Consider the following 17,460-nt stretch of genomic DNA (forward strand, 5'->3'; position numbering starts at 1 on the left):
CCAAAACGGAATATTTGTTACACAAAAGGCCTATTATTTGATGGCCTGCGTGTCACGTTTTCCAATTTGCGCGCTTCATCCGCACATCTGAAATCTGCACATCTTATACACATCTTCCGTATCTTTGCGGCAGCATGATAAAGCCGGGCAAAGAAAAAATATTCGCCATCAATAGCAAAGCAGAATTTGAGGAAACCGCGCTGCAGGTATTCCAATACCAGGCGGCAAATTGCGCGGTTTACAAAGCTTTTATTGAAGGGTTGAAGATGAGTCCGGCCCTTATCGCCTCTATTGAGCAGATACCGTTTATGCCGGTTGAGTTCTTTAAATCGCATAAGGTAGTGACGGGTGAGAGCGATGCAGAGGTTGTATTCACCAGTTCGGGTACCACCGGTATGGTTACCAGCAGCCATACAGTTACCGATGTAAGCTGGTATGTACAAAGTTTCCGCAAGGCCTTCGAGTTATTTTATGGCGATATAAAAGGCTATACGGTGCTGGCTCTACTGCCCGCGTACCTGGAGCGGGAAGGATCATCGCTTATTTACATGGCACAGGATCTCATCACCAAATCGGTAAACCCCGATAGCGGGTTCTTTTTGTATAATCATGAAGAACTTTTCGGTATCCTACAGAAGCAAAAAGATTCGGGCAAGCCAACCCTGCTGATAGGTGTAACCTTTGCCTTGCTCGATTTTGTGGAGCAATATCAAATATGTTTTCCCGAATTGGTTGTGATGGAAACCGGAGGCATGAAAGGCCGCCGAAAGGAAATGATCCGCGAGGAATTGCACAGCACGCTTTGCGCGGATTTCGGTGTAGATGCTATCCACTCGGAGTACGGGATGACGGAACTGCTCTCGCAGGCCTACTCAAACGGAGAGGGGATATTCAACTGCCCGCCCTGGATGAACATCATCACCCGCGATACCAACGACCCATTCACGCTGGTGGGTACCGGGAAAACCGGCGGCGTAAACATCATCGACCTGGCTAATATCAATTCCTGCTCGTTCATTGCCACGCAGGATCTTGGTAAAGTTTATGAAGACGGTTCTTTTGAAATTTTGGGGCGTTTTGATAATTCTGATATCCGCGGGTGTAATTTATTGATAGCATAAACTTATATTTACAGCAGGCATAATTTTACTATTTTTGCCCGCGATCCTAATATCAGAAACATGATAGAGAAATTTTTAAAGGAAGAACAAGATCCCAAAGCGGTTGAACGCATTTACGGCCGCCTGGTAGACCTACTTACCACCGGCGAGGAAATACTATACATTGCGGTTCAGAAAAAACCGATAGTGAACCTGTTCCCTGACTGTATTGCTTTAACCAACAAGCGCATCCTGTTTTTTACCCCGGCAAACCTTGGGCTATCTATCAAATTTGTTGATTTTGTGTGGAAGGATATTGTGGATGTTTACACCAAAGAAGAAATTATAGGGGCCGTTTTTAGCGTAAAAACCACTAACGGTGCCGAAATGGGGGTTGATTATCTGCCCAAAATACAAGCACGTAAACTATACCAATACGCCCAGGAGCGTAAAGAGGCCGAGCGTGAAGCCCGCCGCCTGCGCGATCTGGAAGAAAAACGCGCCGAATCGGGATCAATGCAGATAGGCCATGCCAATGAGGTTGCCTTTCAGCCAGCTCCGCCTGTAGTACAACCACCGGTTGCTGTAGTAGCCCCGCTTCCAACTCCGCCGCCTGCACCCGTTGCAGCGCCTGTAGTACAGGAAGAACCTAAGAAAGATGAATTGACCGAGAAATTGAAAAGGCTGAAAATGCTTTTCGAGAATGGGTTGATATCTCAGGAAGAGTATAACGCTAAGAAATTGGATCTGCTGAGCGACTTCTAAATCGTTCAGTAGTTCATTGGTATTTGCATAGGGTGCTTAATGTATTAAGCGCTCATCGAAACTGAACGGCTTCGTTCGTAATACCTTTACACTTTTTATTTCCGGGTGATCGGGGTTTAGGAGGTAGTTAAACTCTTGTTCCACTATAGATGAGGGTGCCTTCAATAATAAATGTTTGCCGCCTTTTATAAACTTATTGCCTATTAGTTTGATTGTGGCAGGGGGAGAGACATCTTTCCAATTTTTCGGCAGGGTGGCTGTGTTTATTTCGTGGATGCCGTTATCCGGTACTTCAATTTCGGCAATGCAAAAATCTTGTGGGATAAGCAATGGTTGCAGGTGTACCAATACTTCCAGCATTGCCAACGCCCGCGAAGATGCCAGGTAAACCATGGCATGTCCTTTACTATTCCAGCGGCCCCCGTATAAACGCGCGCCGACTCCATCAAGGCTATTAATATATTTACAGGCAGAAATACGGTAAAGTATCATTTAAGCAAAAATACCATGCTCGATGCGCCCCAATTCGTTAAAAACCATATCGAAACCGGCAGAGGTATCTAAAAAACTAACCGGCGCTTCACCATTAAATACCAGGCTTGGCGCTTTTACCCAAAGCTTAAATTTATCTAAGGAACCAAAAACTTCCTCGCCACGGGTGTACAAACGGGCAAGCTCTACGGCTTTTTCGGCATACTCTGTTTTGATAATGGCATCGTCCTCGTACCGTTGTAAAGTACGCTCGGAGATATGCAGAATGTTGGCTAACTCCTGTATGCTTAAAGATATCTTTTTGGCTAAGGCAAGCAAGGCTTTTTTGGGGAAGCCTTGCCTGGCCAGTTTTACCATGTCAAAATCAGAAGAAAATGCAGCAGCACCGCCAAATAAATTATATAGCGGCATCCCTTGGCTGCGAGTGATGTATGCAACCATCGGCTCTTTAAACTCGTTTTTTACTTCGTCTTTCATCTTGTACGACATTTGTACAAATATAAATACCATATGTCGTTTTTGCAAGCTATTCCACAATAATTAAAAAATAATTCCTTTTGCCTTTTTGTACCACTAAGTATTTGTTATTGATGAGGTTGCCTGCGTTGTACACATCATCTGGTGTGCCAACTTTTTCTTTGTTGATAGCAACACCACCACCCTGTACCATCTTTTTAGCTTCGCCTTTTGATGGGAATACGGTTGTCTTGGCCGCAAGCAGATCGGTTACTGGTATGCCTGCCTCCAACTCCGCCTTATCAACGGTAAAATTGGGTACGCCGCTAAATATGGCCAGTACCTCTTCATCGTTTAGTTCGCTTAAAAACTCGATACCTGTATTGCCGAATAAAAACTCGGTTGATTTAATGGCTTTGATGTATTCTGCTTCGCCATGTACACGCAAAGTGATATCCTGGGCCAGTGCTTTTTGCAAAGTGCGCAGGTGAGGGGCGGCAGTATGCTCGGCCTCCATTGCCTCAATAGTTGTTTTATCAAAGAGCGTAAATATCCTGATATAAGTTTTAGCGTCGTCGTCGCTGGTGTTTAACCAAAACTGGTAAAATTTATAAGGCGATGTTTTTACTGCGTCCAGCCAGATGTTGCCACCTTCTGATTTTCCGAATTTTGTCCCGTCGGATTTTTTGATGAGTTGCGTGGTTAGCGCAAACGCTTCGCCACGGCCTTTGCGGCGCACCAGTTCGGTACCGGTAACAATATTGCCCCACTGGTCGCTGCCACCCATTTGCAGGGCGCAGTTACGGTTTTTCCACAGGTAATAAAAATCGTAACCCTGTACCAGTTGGTACGAAAACTCGGTAAACGACATACCCGTATCGCCGTTGATACGGTTCTTTACCGAATCTTTAGCCATCATATAATTAACGGTGATGTGCTTGCCTACATCGCGGATAAAATCCAGAAAGTTATACTCTTTAAACCAATCGAAGTTATTCACCATTTCGGCGCTGTTGGTGTCGTTGCTAAAATCCAGGAAACGTTCCAACTGACCTTTAATGCCGTTAAGATTATGTTGCAGGTCTTCTTCGTTCAGTAAGTTGCGCTCCGCCGATTTACCGGATGGGTCGCCAACCATGCCGGTGGCTCCACCAACCAAAGCAAACGGTTTATGGCCTGCACGCTGGAAGTGTATAAGTGTCATGATCTGGGCAAGGCTGCCCACATGCAGCGAATCTGCGGTTGGGTCGAAACCGATATAGCCCGATACCATCCCTTTATTCAACAGCTCTTCAGTTCCGGGCATAATATCGTGCAACATGCCTCTCCAGCGTAGTTCTTCTACAAAATTCATTTTTTAATATTGAGGCAGCAAATATAGAAGAATATTTACAGCCGCAATCGGCGGTTTGCCTATAAAAACCAATGAATGGTGATATCGCGGCTAAGCCGGCGCCTATTTGCCTGATGCGGAATTGCGGTTTAAAAACCGCCTGGCCTGGTTTACCAGTCCTTGTTCTACATATCTGTTGAAAATTGCAGCCAGCGGTATGCAGAGCCCAAATCCTATTATTAATATTACTGCGGCCGGCAATTGATTACGAAGGGCGAAGTATAGAAAACCTAATACCGGCGAGTGTACAAGGTACAAGCTATAAGATATTTTTCCAAAAAATAGCGGTACAGGGCGCTCGAGTAAACTTTTGGTGTTATTAATGCTTATGGCAGCAACAATAAAATAAAAGGAGGCCAACGCAATTATCAAATCCTCTATTAAAAAGCGGGATCTCATCAATAGGGGGATATAAATGCTGTTGGCGATTGCACTGGTGAACATGTGCGCATAAGTGTAAAACAATACCGCTATTATGGTAATGATAACTTTTTTCGCCTTGTTTAAAGATTGGAACCATGCCACCAGCGCCGACTGATTTTTAGCGATATAGCCACCAGCTAAAAACATATAAATGTAATAGGGGGTAGCAAAGTAGCCGTTGCAATCCTCGTATTTAAAGTAAGTGCAGAGCATCAGCAGGCCGGCTGATACCAGTGTAATTATAATTAAGGTACCCACCATTTTAGCCGGCCTTAAGTTTAAAATCCATAGTAGCGGGGGGAATAGTATCGCGAAGCGCATTTCATGTACTAACGACCATATAACAGGGTTTAAAACACTGGTGTTGAAATTGCCTACAAGTAATATATGGCCAATAATACGTTCGGGAGTTAGGGGTAATTGCCATAATTGGCTCATGAACAAATTATTTGGCTGCCCCGGCTCAACTATCTGCATAAGAATTAAGGCTAAGGCTATTGATGCTATGTAGGGGATATACAACCTGAAGTAACGCAGTAATAAAAACTTACCGTAACTAATTTTTTCTGTTAAACTGTACTGGTAAACCAAAACATAGCCACTAAGCATAAAGAAGAATATTACAGCTTCGTGCCCGGCCCGTGTTATATAAAACGGTGTGTTATCTATCAGCTTGGCAAAGTAAAAACCGCCGGTGCCGTGCCCAAATACTACCGATAGAGCCGCAAACCCCCTTAACGAGTCCAGTGTTTTTATTCTGCGGTGGCTAGGGTTATTGTTTGCGGGCATGTGTTAATCAGAAGCAATTATATCATTAATTAATTACACATTTACAGCTAATAATGGTTTTACGCTATCAAAACCGTTAGGCTTTTAAAATAATTGGTGTTATATTGCAGTATATCGCCTATGAATTTTTTGTCGCACTATTATTTCGACCGGGACACAACCGACAGCTACTTTATCTTAGGCACCGTACTGCCCGATTTGTTGAAAAATGCCGACAAAACCATCATCCTGCATCCCGAAAAATTAATACACCCCAACCCAAACGTTAACTCCATTATTGCCGGCTGGAACAAACACTTATTGGTTGACAAATACTTCCATACAGCGGAGTTTTTTTTGCATCATTCGCATACGCTCAAAAAGCTGCTTGCGCCTGCCATTGTGGGTTCGCCGGTAAAACCGTTCTTTTTGGGGCATATTGGCGTAGAGCTGATACTGGATAACCTGCTCATCACCACCAATAAAATAAGCGTGGATGATTTTTACTATCACCTGGATAGTTGCGAAATGGAAACGATAAACGAGTTCTTGGTTTTTGCCGGGATGAAGAACCCGGGAATTTTCGCAAAATTTTACGCGAGTTTTAAGCAGAGCCGTTACCTTGCTACCTACGTTAACATTGGGCAGGTAACATACGCCCTTAAACGTATTTGTATGCGCATATGGCGCGACCCATTTACCCCCGAACATGAAACCGCCATGAGCGAGGTTATACTCAGCTACCGCGAGGGTTTGTTAGGTAGCTTTATGCAGATATATGAGGAGATAGGGGATAAGCTTTGATCTGCTGTTTACTTGACAATGGATTTTGAGTAGACGGATGTGTTTCTAATAATATTTGCTAAATTTGTTTATGGAAACAGTGATTGTGCACCCCAAAAACGATGAGCAATTATCTGCTTTAAAGGCATTCGCTAAGGCCCTTAAAATGGATTTTGAAACTACCAAAAGCCCCTACAATCCCGATTTTGTTAAGAAAATCAAGCAAAGTAAAAAGCAAGTTGAGGATGGTAACTTTATAACGTTGGATCCCAATAAATCGATATGGGAAAATTTAGGGTAATTATCTCTGATAATGCCGCTAAAGATTTGTTGGCGATAAAACGGTCAGGGGACAAGGCCTCAATCAAAAAAGTAAGCGTCATTATCTCTGAATTATATACTAATCCCGAAACAGGCACTGGAAAACCAGAAAGGTTAAAGCACGATCTGGCCGGATATTGGTCCAGAAGAATCAATAAAAAAGACAGGTTGATCTACATTATTGAGGATGATATAATTACGGTAACCGTGGTTTCTGCAATCGGTCATTACCACGATAAGTAATTTAATTTCTGCTCATACTCTCCAATTTTGAGATGAATCACAATTCCCCGCGTTAGCGATAGTAGTGGAAACCCCGGAATGTAATGCTGCTTCTATCAGCAGCATGGAATGAGGAGTTGGAACGGATAGCGCGGGCCGCAGGCAACGCCATACCCCTGATAATAGTAAGTAATGGATTCGAAATTAATCAAAAACCAACGGGTTTAATACAAAAAGACCCCCATTCGCCCACTGCCACCTGTATTTCGATCAAAAAACCACCTTAAAACCACTATTTAACATTAATTTAATTTTTATCTATAAAAATTATATCCGTACCTTTGCAGTCCCAATTAAGTGTTGGGAAAAAGGAGTAAAATTTATTAATGGCAAAAAAACAAGAAGCAGAAAAAGAATTAACAGCTAAGGAAGCGGAACTGGGTACAGTTACTGCAACCGCAGAAAAAGAAACTATTGAATCAGAAGCTGATTCAATCTCAATCGAAGAGATCAAATCTAAGATCGCAGTTGCACCTCTCGAAGATTTCGACTGGGATGCAGATGACAAAAAATTTGGTAACTACAGCGATAGCGACCGTGAGAAATTGGAGAAATTGTATGATGGAACTTTCAGCTCTATCACCAAAGGCGAAATTATCTCTGGTATTGTTGTAAATATCAATAACAAAGATGTTGTATTAAACATCGGATTTAAATCTGACGGTTTGGTATCGGTTTCTGAGTTCCGTGATACACCTGATCTGAAGATCGGTGATTCAGTTGAAGTATTTGTTGAATCGCAGGAAGATGCTAACGGTCAGTTAGTGCTTTCACGTAAACGTGCTAAAACTCAAAAATCATGGGAGCGTATTAATTCGGCACTGGATAACGATGAGATCATCACAGGTTTTGTAAAAAGCCGTACTAAAGGTGGTTTAATTGTTGATATTATGGGCGTTGAAGCCTTTTTACCAGGTTCACAGATCGACATCAAGCCTATCAGGGATTATGATGTGTACGTGGGCAAAACAATGGAATTCAAAGTTGTTAAGATAAACCACGAGTTTAAAAACGTTGTGGTATCGCACAAAGTGCTTATCGAAGACGATTTGGAAAACCAAAAAACAGAAATTGTTGCCAAGCTTGAAAAAGGCCAGGTATTGGAAGGTACCGTTAAAAACATTACCGACTTTGGTGTATTCATCGACCTTGGTGGCGTAGACGGGTTACTACACATTACCGATATATCTTGGGGCCGCATAGAGCATCCGAGAGAAGTATTAGCATTAGATCAAAAGATCAACGTTGTTGTGCTTGATTTTGATGATGAGAAAAAACGTATCGCTTTAGGCTTAAAACAACTTACCCCGCACCCTTGGCAGTCGCTTGATACCGAATTGGTTATCGGCTCTAAAGTGAAAGGTAAAATTGTTACCGTTGCAGATTACGGCGCGTTCTTAGAAATTATCCCGGGTGTTGAAGGTTTGATCCACGTGTCAGAAATGTCATGGTCTCAAAACCTGCGTAACCCACAGGAATTCCTGAAAGTTGGCGACGAAGTTGAAGCACAAGTGTTAACACTTGACCGTGACGACCGTAAAATGAGCCTTGGTATTAAACAATTAACTCCTGATCCTTGGCAAAATGCCGGTACCAGGTATGCAATTGGTACTACGCACGTTGCTACAGTTAAAAACATGACCAACTTTGGTGTGTTTGTTGAACTGGAAGACGGCATCGACGGTTTGATCCACATCTCTGACTTATCATGGTCTAAAAAAGTAAACCACCCTAACGAATTTACTAAGGTTGGCGAAAAATTAAACGTGGTAGTATTAGAGCTTGATATTGATAACCGCAAACTGAGCTTAGGCCACAAACAGTTAGAAGAAAACCCTTGGGATACTTTCGAAACTATCTTCACTATCGATTCGATACATGAAGGTACTGTGTTGAAAGTAACTGACAAAGGTGCTATCGTAGCTTTACCTTACGGTGTTGAAGGCTTTGCCCCAACTAAGCATTTGGTAAAAGAAGACGGTAAATCTGTAAAAGCTGAAGAAGCTGCTGAGTTCAAGATCATCGAATTCAACAAAGAGAACAAACGTATAGTTATTTCACACTCACGTATATGGGAAGAAGCTCGCGCTGACGCTCGTGTTCAGGAATTTGAAAACCGTAAGAAAGAAGCAAAATCTGCTAACAACGCGGTTAAGAAAGTGAAAGAATCAGTAGAAAAATCAACTTTAGGTGACCTTAGCGTATTAGCTCAGTTAAAAGAGCAAATGGAAGGTGCTGAAAGCAAAGCGGCTAAAAAAGCGCCTGTTGCTGCTGCACCGGTAGCTAAAGCAGAACCAGAAGCTGCTGCAGAAACTGAAGAGACCGAAGAAGTTTAATCTTTTAAGGAACATATTACAAAGCCCTTCCGAGCAATCGGGAGGGCTTTTTTTATTAAATACAAATTTTAACGAATTGAACCGAATTTCACGAATTTGATGATGTGGCGTTTAATTGTAGAAACGCAATATTTTGCGTCTCCCGCGCGCAGGTTTGATGATTTACATGTAGTTATGCATGGTGATTACTGTAATGCAGGCTAAAAGCCCATAGGATTACGGCTGTTTTTTGGCGGCTTAGTTTTGTTATTGCATACGGTCGGCACCGAAAAATGTGAGTAGGAAAAAGCAAATAACAAGAGAAATAAAGGCCAGAGCGGCGGCCATAAATATTGTTATTAGGTTTGTTTTCATATCACTTATTTAATTCTTACCCATTTTTGTACCTCTTTTAGGCATGGGTTACTTGCTTAGCGGTTTTTACTTGCCGCTGTGAGGGGGGATATCACTACCTTGCTGGTTTGCCGTCCAAAATTTCCGTTCATATCCGTCCCTTCAATAATTAAAGTATAGGTGCCCGGTTTATCGGCCGCAAAAAAGGATAGCGTGGCTTTGCCTGTTTCGTCGGTTATTATATTGGGTTCCCAATGCAGGGTTGGGCGGGGCAAAAGAGGGGCGGTATTTTTTACCTCGTACCTTGGGCGATAGAATTGCTTTGGCAAACAAAACGGTACAGGGCGGTAAGAGAGAATATTAAACGCCCGCCTCGTGAAAATCCCGTTGCCGCTACGGGTGGTTACGGTTATGAATAACCTCATCCCTTCGGCCATCTTAATGTCTTTTACATCATCCGCTCCTATGCTTTTCATAAAATCAATGGCAGTTTGCGGGTCGCCTACGGGGTCGATACTGGTGTTGATACCGGCTATGACACTCGTGCTCATACCATCAACAATAATATCAGACACCATATCTACACCTACAACCAGCGCCGGTTGGGGATGGTAAGTAACTTTGGCGAACACTCCATCTCTATAGCTGTTCCCGATACCAAAACCGCCTATCTTGCTGGATAGCAAGTCGAACAGGGTCGTCTTCCCGGCCTCTACCAATTCTTTCTCAAATATCTCTTTTTTTACAAAACCATTATAGCCCGCTACATTCACGTGTGGTTTATCGGCTTTTATCTTTACTTCTTTAAGCAGTTTGCCTTTTACCTCACTCATATCAATTCCATTATAGCGTATTGGCTGCGGGCGGTTAAAATAAGCAAGCATCAGGCTATCAGAGGTATGAACGTACCATGGCATCAGGCGGATCTCGCTCTCAGCAATTGCTGCGGGCTTAAAAAGATCCATGATAATATCGGCTGTTGAGGCTTTATTTTTTTTATTATTTACCCTTAATGTGTAGGCTATGGTATCAAACAAGGGCAGGTTTTCAAAAGCAAATTCGCCCTTGGCATCGCTAAGGGTATCCAACACTATCAGCCCGTATTTTTTACTTATAGAGAAAAGGTTTAGCCGCGAGTCCTTTGCCGGTTTGTTAAACAGGCTGCGCAACCTGCCGGTTAAACGGTTGTTAAGCTCTGCAATAAATTGGGGTTTTGTAGCTGGCAACATCGCTTTTTCCCATTCAAAACCGGTCCAACCCTGCGTAAGCATCAGGTCGTCCATCGCTTTTGCGGTATTGCTATCATTGGAGCTGAAATACCATCCCGGGTTTTCGATGTGACCCTTAAGTTCTGATGTTAGCAACAGGCGACTAACTATATTATCGGCGTCAGCATCGTTTTTGATGAAAGCGTCATCGGTAACAGCGACAGAAAAACTGCCTACAACCGGCTGCCCATTTGCATCACAGGCGTGGATGTTCAGGGCAATGCTATCCTGGGGGTTGTAAACAGCTTGTGCATTGGCAATTTCGAGGTTTAGCCTGTCGCGATGGTCGATGAAGATCCGTCGTTCGCAAAGCGGGTGGTTATCGGAATCAATAATAGTAAAGCTCACAATGCCCGACATCAGGTAGCTCTTCTCCAGCGGGATATTATTAAATCCCCGGCCGATCTTAAACGATAAGCCCAAATAAATTCCACCTGCAGATTGTACGATCAAACTGTACGATTTATTTGCAGCGGCTATCTCCGGTGTGGCTTTGATATGAATATAAACCGAATCTGGTGAAGACAGGTTATCAACCCTTAAAGCTAAGCCCGAAGGTTGGGCCAAAGGCAGCGGTACCGAATGGCTGGTGCCGTTCAGCTCAAATTTGGCGCTGTAGGTTTCGGTTGCTTTTGGCGACAAGGTAAAACTCCCCATCCCGTTATGCGTGGTGGAAAAACTGCTTACTTCCTGCCCGCTATTGTTCACTATATGGCCATTAACGGCTGTTCCTAATCCGTCTTCGCCAATGGCTTTAAAGGCTACGCGCGAGGAAATGCCGTTTACCAGATTGCCGCCCTCTGGCATAAATTGCAGGTCGATGTTTTGTAGATAACCACCGGGATAAAAGGGGAAAATGTATTTGTTTTTTGTCGTTTTATCGGTAATAAGCAGCGAGAGCCGATGTGTTTCTGTTTTTTTTTGGAGCATGAAATTGGCGGTGATATTGCCCTCCTCTGTAGTTAGATAATTGTTTTTTACCAGCGTTTTTTTGCCCTCGGTAAGCCTCAGTTCGATGTCCCGGTAGGGGATAACGGCATTTGTAAGGTCGGTTAGTTTTAGCGCAAGGTTTGCCTCGTTGCCTTGCGGCGTGGCCTTAATGTTGTGCTGTTCATTCACCAGCCAGCTCCCCTGGGCAGATGGTTTGCCTATGTAGAATTGCTTACTAAAGTAGGCATCTTCGCCAAAGTTTTGCATCCAGTTGGTGTATGCCCGTACGGTATAGGTACCATCGCTTATTTTTTCGTTAAGTATGATATGGCCCTGCCCTAAGCCGGAGCTCATTGGTATGGCAAAACGGTTAACCACGCTGCTGCTATCATTTATCAGTTCGATGTATACCTTACTGCTTAACCGCGATGGCGAGTACGTGGCGGCGTTAAATAAGTAAGCCTTAAACCAAATGGTATCAAAAGTGGTGTAATTTGGTCTGTCGAACTGGAGGTAAAGCTTTTCTGCGGGGAAGCGTTCCCGCTGGTCCTGGTCAAGGCGGATAAGCTTTTTTACGGCACCGGTGTCCTGTGCTGTCGCATCGAGGTGTAAAATAACCAGGCCTATGCAAATACAAATTTTGCATACCTGTTTAATGAGCCGTGAAGATTTACCGCAGAACAGCATAGGTAGGGCTGGATGGTTTTTGTAAATGTAGGCAATCGGGTTTGAAAATCAATAGCTTAATGATTTATATTGATTTTTTCCGGAACGGATCCCGCACTCAATTATGTGTCGAAGAACGGGGTTCAAAAAAAGAGCTTGTCTCTTTCATCAAAAGACAAGCTCCATTTTATGCACGCGCTTAGGTTAAATGCTCCGCAGCCAGTATGCTATTTTAAGGCCGGGAATTTACCTGCGTCGAATATGCTTTTTTCAGCTGCTACCTTTTCAATATCCTGCCATTTGCGTGGGGCATCTATAGATAAATTGATGCCTTTATCCTGACCTATTTGGATGTCGTCTTCTATGCGTACGCCAATGTTCCACCATTTTTTATCGCAGGGGCTGCCCGCTGGGATGTAAATGCCCGGTTCAATGGTGATCACCATGCCAGCTTTCAGGTCGCCGCCATAACCGCCTTTATCATGCACGTCAAGCCCTAAATGGTGCGATACACCGTGCGGATAGTATTTTCGCAATTCTTCCTCATCTTTTATGATGCCCAATTTTATCAGGCCTGCGGCAAGCACTTCGCCTGTTTTGGCTTCCAATGCACTGTATGGTACGCCTTCCTTACAAAGCGGGAACACTGCTTCCTGCGCATCGTACACCAATTGGTAGATGGCTTTTTGGGCCTCCGTGAATTTGCCGTTTGCCGGGAAAGTGCGGGTAACATCGGCAGAGTAGCCATGGTACTCGGCACCTACATCCATCAATACCAGTTGGTTTTGTAAAGCGGTGGCGTTGTTTTCTTCGTAATGCAAAATACAGCCGTTGCCGCCTGCACCAACAATTGGTGGGTAGCCTTCATCTTCGGCACCGTATTTTTTGTGAACGTAAAGCATAATACCTTCCAGTTCGCGCTCGCTCATTTGCGGCGTTACGGCGCGCATCGCCTCGGCATGGGCCAGGCTGCTTATCTGTACCGATTTTTTCAGCAGCACTAACTCCTCGGGCATTTTTACACCCCGAAGCTGCATCACCGCGTCGTCGTATTGTACCATTCCGCCCATGGTGCCGCCTATTTTTGCCTTAAAATCCATTAGTGTTGCCGAATCGGGCTTGGCAACCAATTGCTGTAGCAGGGCGTTGTTCTTGTATGCCTCCTGTGTCATTTTTGGTTTCAGGTAGGTCATTATTCGGTCGATGTTTTTTGGGTTGCCGCGCTGGGCAATCAGGCTGAGGTCGCTCATCAGGCCCCTATCCATATCCTTTATTTCGGCTTTGGTTTTAAAGGTGTTTACCAGGTCGCTCAGGCTGCCTTTTGAAATATCCGCGCCAACATCACCCGGTACACCATCATACAAAATAGTAGTGAATTTTTTAAAATCGACAGGGAAGCTGGCGAAATCCGCGCCGTTGAATGCCATTTTAAAACCAAGCTGGCCTTTAGCGCCTTCTACACCAAGGCGTTTGCCGGTCCATTGTTCCTGGGCGGCATCGCGTTTTTGCACAAATATTACTTCGTTGTAGGCATCTGCACCGCTGCCCTGCATCTCTTTAAACACTAATAGCATCGAGTTTGCTTCTTTATAGCCCGAAAAGTAATACAGATCGGGGTTTTGATGGAACACGTAGTTTACATCATTGCTGAAAACTTCCTCCGGGAATGCGAAGATCACCGCTACAGAATTGGCGGGCATTTTATCACGAAGCGCCTGACGCCTTCCGGCATGGAACTCTTTAGTAAGATAATCGGTAGGGAGTTTTTCGGTAATTTCCGTTTGTGAAAAAACGGGTGCGGTGGCTGTGCAGGCAAGCGCCGCAACCAGCGAAAGTTTATAAAAAAGTTTCATGTGTTGATAATTGTGATTGATCAATAAAGCGGTTCAATATAAAGATAAAATCGAAAAGGATAATGTAACAAGGATATTGTTTTTTGAGAGGATGTGGATAGTACTTTGCAGGTGGGGGACGCAAAATATTGCGTCTCTACAGCAAATCACCCTGCTAAATTCCAATTCCGCCACAAAATAACTAATCGCGCATTTAACCTATCACTAATCACTAAGCAATAACTCATCACACAAAACTCAAAACTATTTACTACTTTTGCCCAAATCCACCCAAACGATGCAAAATTTAACGCTGCTCGACGGTCAGAAATTTCAAATTACTATACAGCGTTTATGTCGTCAGTTAATTGAAAATCATAACGATTTTTCCGACTCGGTATTGATAGGCATACAACCCCGCGGCATTTATTTAGCTTACCGCGTTGCCGAAGAATTACGCAAGATACTTCCCGAAAGCAATATACTCCAGGGCGATCTGGACATTACTTTTTACCGTGACGATTTCCGCAGGCGAGATAGCCAGCTGGTGCCAAATCAAACCAAGATAGATTTTATTATCGAAGGCAAAAAAGTGATCATGATGGACGACGTGCTGTGGACGGGCCGCACCATCCGCGCCGCTATGGATGCTATGCAGGCATTCGGCAGGCCGCAAAAAGTGGAGTTGTTAACCTTAGTTGATCGCCGTTACTCGCGCCACATACCGGTAGCGCCCGATTATGTAGGCATCGAGGTGGATTCCATCACATCGCAAAAAGTGGTTGTAAGCTGGAGAGAAACCGACGGCGAAGACAGGATTGTGCTGGTATCGGAAGTGAAAGAAGAATAACTCACGCGTCATTGCTTCGTACCTCGCAATGACGGGGGAGGATAAAGAAGAGAATAAAAAAATTCGAAATTGAAATTCGACATTCGAAATAAAAAATGGCATTAAGCACGAGGCATTTACTGGGGATAAAAGATTTAAATGTTGACGATATCAACCAGATATTCGAAACCGCTGATAATTTTAAAACGGTGCTGAACCGCCCGATAAAAAAGGTGCCTTCGCTGCGCGATGTTACTATCGCTAATATTTTCTTCGAGAACTCTACCCGTACCCGTTTGTCGTTCGAACTGGCCGAAAAAAGGCTTTCTGCCGATGTAGTAAACTTCTCAGCGTCATCCTCATCGGTAAGCAAAGGCGAAACGCTGGTAGATACCGTGAACAACATCCTGGCCATGAAAGTGGATATGGTGGTGATGCGTCACCCATACGCCGGCGCCGGGGTATTTTTAGCCAAACACGTAAAAGCCCAAATTGTAAATGCCGGCGACGGCGCGCACGAGCACCCCACACAAGCCCTGCTTGATGCCTTTTCCATCCGCGAACGCTATGGCGAAGTAGCCGGCAAAAAGGTGGTAATAGTAGGCGATATTCTGCACTCGCGCGTGGCGCTTTCCAATATCCTTTGCCTGAAACAATTGGGTGCCGAAGTAATGGTTTGCGGGCCAACTACGCTGATCCCGAAATACATTGGCTCGCTTGGCGTTAAAGTGGAGCATAATTTGATAAAAGCACTTAATTGGTGCGATGTGGCCAACATGCTGCGCATCCAGTTGGAACGCCAGGACATTAAATATTTCCCATCCCAGCGGGAGTATACCATGCTTTATGGTTTGAATAAACAGATCCTGGACGGGCTGGATAAAGAGATCACCATTATGCACCCCGGCCCTATTAACCGCGGTGTAGAGATCACCAGCGATGTGGCCGACAGCAAGCAATCCATCATCCTCGACCAGGTAGAGAACGGCGTTGCCATCCGTATGGCGGTGCTTTATTTGCTGGCGGGGCAGGGGGCCTAGCCCAACGGTATATGTGGTTGCTTTGCCGGATGATTTATCGATATAATTAAACCTTATTCACGCGCTGTCCTGATGAACATCTTCCTGATTGCCTTTTCCGTCTTATTGATTTCGTTTACGTTGCTTTCCATTATTAAACACCAATATTGGATTTTCAGGGTGTTTGATTACCCGCGACTGCAAAAATTGGTGTTATCGGTTGTTTGCTTTGTGTTGTTCGCATTGTTCTTTAAAGGTAGCGCTGTTTTAGTTTATACATTTTTAATATTGCTTCTTTGCAACATTGCTTACCTTTTAACACAGATAATTCCATTTACAATCCTGGGCCGAAAGCAAGTACTCAAAGCCAATAAGGATATTCCCAATCAGTCGCTTTGTATCATGATCGCTAATGTTTTCCAGGATAATACCAATACCAAAGGCTGCCTTAAAGAGATTGCCAAATACAAACCTGATATAGTGTTACTGCTCGAAACCAATAAACGCTGGGATAACGAGACTTCCGAACTTGCCGAATTTTATCCTTACGAAGTAAAGGTGCCGCTGGAAAACACCTATGGGATGCTTTTATATTCTAAACTTAAGCTGGAGGGTGCTGAAGTAAAATATATGGTTGAGGACGATATTCCTTCTATCCATACCGTAATTGTGCTGGATAGTGGAGTTAAAATCAGGTTGTTTGCCGTACACCCAACTCCACCGGTACCCAATGAAAATCCGAGATCTACTGAACGCGATAAAGAACTGTTGCTCATAGCCGATCTGGCTAAAGCCTCTGATTTGCCGGTTGTAGTTATAGGCGATTTGAATGATGTGGCCTGGAGCTACACCACCGAGCTTTTTTTGAAAATGAGCGGGCTTATAGATCCGCGGCGGGGTAGGGGATTTTATAACACATTTCATGCACATTACCCAATTATCAGGTTCCCGCTGGATCACGCTTTTATTTCTACGGACCTGAAGCTAAAAAGCATGAAACGCCTCTCCAACTTTGATTCGGACCATTTTCCCATCTATATAAGTTTGCAATATGAGATGGCCGCCGCCGGTCAGCAAGAGCCTATGACGCCCGATTTGGAAGACATTGAAATGGCAGCAGAAAAAAAAGAGGCGATGATGTAGCTCTTTAAAAGACAACCTGTTCGATTTTGTAAGCCCTCCTATAATTCGCTTCAATTAGGCCGTCTTTTATTAACCATCAAACGTTTTTTCCTGGCAAAAGAGGGTTAACATAACTTAACACAATTCAAATAAATATTTTTTAATTATTTGATAATCAATAATTTGTGAAATTGGTGGGTTAACATTTTTATTTGAATAATAGTGTCACTGACCCGTCCTGAAATAGCTATACAGATTTTGAGTAAATCCTGTAAAACCTATACCTTATAGCTTATTAATCCTAAAGGAACTATACAGGTCTTTTTTTTAAAGATAATCAAT

15 protein-coding genes are annotated in these 17,460 nt (G+C 43.8%); 9 read left to right on the forward strand and 6 right to left on the reverse strand.

Annotated features, from left to right (window positions below; translation table 11 throughout):
* The first annotated feature begins 134 nt into the window (after positions 1-134).
* The gene (locus ABIX36_RS12580; RefSeq protein WP_348082514.1) at positions 135-1,121 is read left to right on the forward strand and encodes an acyl transferase; all 987 of its coding nucleotides are present in this window, start codon (positions 135-137) and stop codon (positions 1,119-1,121) included.
* Positions 1,122-1,181: 60 nt separating this feature from the next.
* Entirely contained in the window at positions 1,182-1,865 is a 684-nt protein-coding gene (locus ABIX36_RS12585; protein WP_348082515.1) for a PH domain-containing protein, read from the forward strand.
* A gap of 36 nt (positions 1,866-1,901) precedes the next feature.
* Here ABIX36_RS12585 and ABIX36_RS12590 read toward each other — a convergent pair whose 3' ends face one another.
* The 4 genes from ABIX36_RS12590 to ABIX36_RS12605 form a co-directional block, all read right to left on the reverse strand.
* Entirely contained in the window at positions 1,902-2,357 is a 456-nt protein-coding gene (locus ABIX36_RS12590; protein WP_348082516.1) for an RES family NAD+ phosphorylase, read from the reverse strand.
* Entirely contained in the window at positions 2,358-2,867 is a 510-nt protein-coding gene (locus ABIX36_RS12595) for an antitoxin Xre-like helix-turn-helix domain-containing protein (RefSeq protein ID WP_348082517.1), read from the reverse strand.
* 16 nt (positions 2,868-2,883) lie between these two features.
* The gene (gene tyrS, locus ABIX36_RS12600) at positions 2,884-4,167 is read right to left on the reverse strand and encodes a tyrosine--tRNA ligase (RefSeq protein WP_348082518.1); all 1,284 of its coding nucleotides are present in this window, start codon (positions 4,165-4,167) and stop codon (positions 2,884-2,886) included.
* A 102-nt stretch (positions 4,168-4,269) separates the two neighbouring features.
* Positions 4,270-5,418 (reverse strand): acyltransferase, encoded by a 1,149-nt coding sequence (locus ABIX36_RS12605; protein WP_348082519.1) that lies wholly within the window; start codon positions 5,416-5,418, stop codon positions 4,270-4,272.
* A gap of 120 nt (positions 5,419-5,538) precedes the next feature.
* Here ABIX36_RS12605 and ABIX36_RS12610 point away from each other — a divergent pair, with 120 nt between their 5' ends.
* From ABIX36_RS12610 to rpsA, 4 genes are all read left to right on the forward strand, one after another.
* Positions 5,539-6,201, forward strand: a complete 663-nt coding sequence (locus tag ABIX36_RS12610) for a hypothetical protein (protein ID WP_348082520.1) — start codon at positions 5,539-5,541, stop codon at positions 6,199-6,201.
* Between the two features lie 70 nt (positions 6,202-6,271).
* Positions 6,272-6,481, forward strand: coding sequence for a DUF2683 family protein (locus ABIX36_RS12615; protein WP_348082521.1), 210 nt, complete (start codon positions 6,272-6,274; stop codon positions 6,479-6,481).
* On the forward strand, positions 6,463-6,744 hold the full coding sequence (locus ABIX36_RS12620; protein ID WP_348082522.1) for a Txe/YoeB family addiction module toxin: 282 nt from the start codon (positions 6,463-6,465) through the stop codon (positions 6,742-6,744). Before ABIX36_RS12615 ends, ABIX36_RS12620 begins: the two co-directional genes overlap by 19 nt.
* Positions 6,745-7,109: 365 nt before the next feature.
* A complete protein-coding gene (gene rpsA, locus ABIX36_RS12625) occupies positions 7,110-9,119 on the forward strand; it encodes a 30S ribosomal protein S1 (protein ID WP_348082523.1) in 2,010 nt (669 codons plus the stop codon).
* A 410-nt stretch (positions 9,120-9,529) separates the two neighbouring features.
* On the opposite strand, the gene ABIX36_RS12630 is transcribed toward rpsA, so the two are convergent.
* Together ABIX36_RS12630 and ABIX36_RS12635 are read right to left on the reverse strand one after the other, a co-directional pair.
* Positions 9,530-12,337: a hypothetical protein gene (locus ABIX36_RS12630; protein ID WP_348082524.1), complete on the reverse strand. Its 2,808-nt coding sequence runs from the start codon at positions 12,335-12,337 to the stop codon at positions 9,530-9,532.
* Between the two features lie 206 nt (positions 12,338-12,543).
* Positions 12,544-14,169, reverse strand: coding sequence for an aminopeptidase P N-terminal domain-containing protein (locus tag ABIX36_RS12635; RefSeq protein WP_348082525.1), 1,626 nt, complete (start codon positions 14,167-14,169; stop codon positions 12,544-12,546).
* 277 nt (positions 14,170-14,446) lie between these two features.
* Between ABIX36_RS12635 and pyrR the strand changes: the two genes are divergently transcribed.
* From pyrR to ABIX36_RS12650, 3 genes are all read left to right on the forward strand, one after another.
* The gene (gene pyrR, locus ABIX36_RS12640; protein ID WP_348082526.1) at positions 14,447-14,998 is read left to right on the forward strand and encodes a bifunctional pyr operon transcriptional regulator/uracil phosphoribosyltransferase PyrR; all 552 of its coding nucleotides are present in this window, start codon (positions 14,447-14,449) and stop codon (positions 14,996-14,998) included.
* 95 nt (positions 14,999-15,093) lie between these two features.
* On the forward strand, positions 15,094-16,017 hold the full coding sequence (locus ABIX36_RS12645) for an aspartate carbamoyltransferase catalytic subunit (protein WP_128534401.1): 924 nt from the start codon (positions 15,094-15,096) through the stop codon (positions 16,015-16,017).
* A gap of 381 nt (positions 16,018-16,398) precedes the next feature.
* Positions 16,399-17,139, forward strand: a complete 741-nt coding sequence (locus ABIX36_RS12650; RefSeq protein ID WP_348082527.1) for an endonuclease/exonuclease/phosphatase family protein — start codon at positions 16,399-16,401, stop codon at positions 17,137-17,139.
* Positions 17,140-17,460 lie beyond the last annotated feature (321 nt).

The sequence above is a fragment of the Mucilaginibacter sp. genome, assembly GCF_039925265.1.
Lineage (GTDB): Bacteria > Bacteroidota > Bacteroidia > Sphingobacteriales > Sphingobacteriaceae > Mucilaginibacter.

Excerpts from the sequence above, each read along its gene's own strand:
- ABIX36_RS12635 (WP_348082525.1), bottom strand. The coding sequence starts at position 14,169 with ATGAAACTTTTTTATAAACTTTCGCTGGTTGCGGCGCTTGCCTGCACA.
- pyrR (WP_348082526.1), top strand. The coding sequence starts at position 14,447 with ATGCAAAATTTAACGCTGCTCGACGGTCAGAAATTTCAAATTACTATA.
- ABIX36_RS12595 (WP_348082517.1), bottom strand. The coding sequence starts at position 2,867 with ATGGTATTTATATTTGTACAAATGTCGTACAAGATGAAAGACGAAGTA.
- ABIX36_RS12610 (WP_348082520.1), top strand. The coding sequence starts at position 5,539 with ATGAATTTTTTGTCGCACTATTATTTCGACCGGGACACAACCGACAGC.
- ABIX36_RS12630 (WP_348082524.1), bottom strand. The coding sequence starts at position 12,337 with ATGCTGTTCTGCGGTAAATCTTCACGGCTCATTAAACAGGTATGCAAA.
- ABIX36_RS12615 (WP_348082521.1), top strand. The coding sequence starts at position 6,272 with ATGGAAACAGTGATTGTGCACCCCAAAAACGATGAGCAATTATCTGCT.
- ABIX36_RS12580 (WP_348082514.1), top strand. The coding sequence starts at position 135 with ATGATAAAGCCGGGCAAAGAAAAAATATTCGCCATCAATAGCAAAGCA.
- ABIX36_RS12620 (WP_348082522.1), top strand. The coding sequence starts at position 6,463 with ATGGGAAAATTTAGGGTAATTATCTCTGATAATGCCGCTAAAGATTTG.
- ABIX36_RS12590 (WP_348082516.1), bottom strand. The coding sequence starts at position 2,357 with ATGATACTTTACCGTATTTCTGCCTGTAAATATATTAATAGCCTTGAT.
- ABIX36_RS12605 (WP_348082519.1), bottom strand. The coding sequence starts at position 5,418 with ATGCCCGCAAACAATAACCCTAGCCACCGCAGAATAAAAACACTGGAC.
- tyrS (WP_348082518.1), bottom strand. The coding sequence starts at position 4,167 with ATGAATTTTGTAGAAGAACTACGCTGGAGAGGCATGTTGCACGATATT.
- ABIX36_RS12645 (WP_128534401.1), top strand. The coding sequence starts at position 15,094 with ATGGCATTAAGCACGAGGCATTTACTGGGGATAAAAGATTTAAATGTT.
- ABIX36_RS12650 (WP_348082527.1), top strand. The coding sequence starts at position 16,399 with ATGATCGCTAATGTTTTCCAGGATAATACCAATACCAAAGGCTGCCTT.
- rpsA (WP_348082523.1), top strand. The coding sequence starts at position 7,110 with ATGGCAAAAAAACAAGAAGCAGAAAAAGAATTAACAGCTAAGGAAGCG.
- ABIX36_RS12585 (WP_348082515.1), top strand. The coding sequence starts at position 1,182 with ATGATAGAGAAATTTTTAAAGGAAGAACAAGATCCCAAAGCGGTTGAA.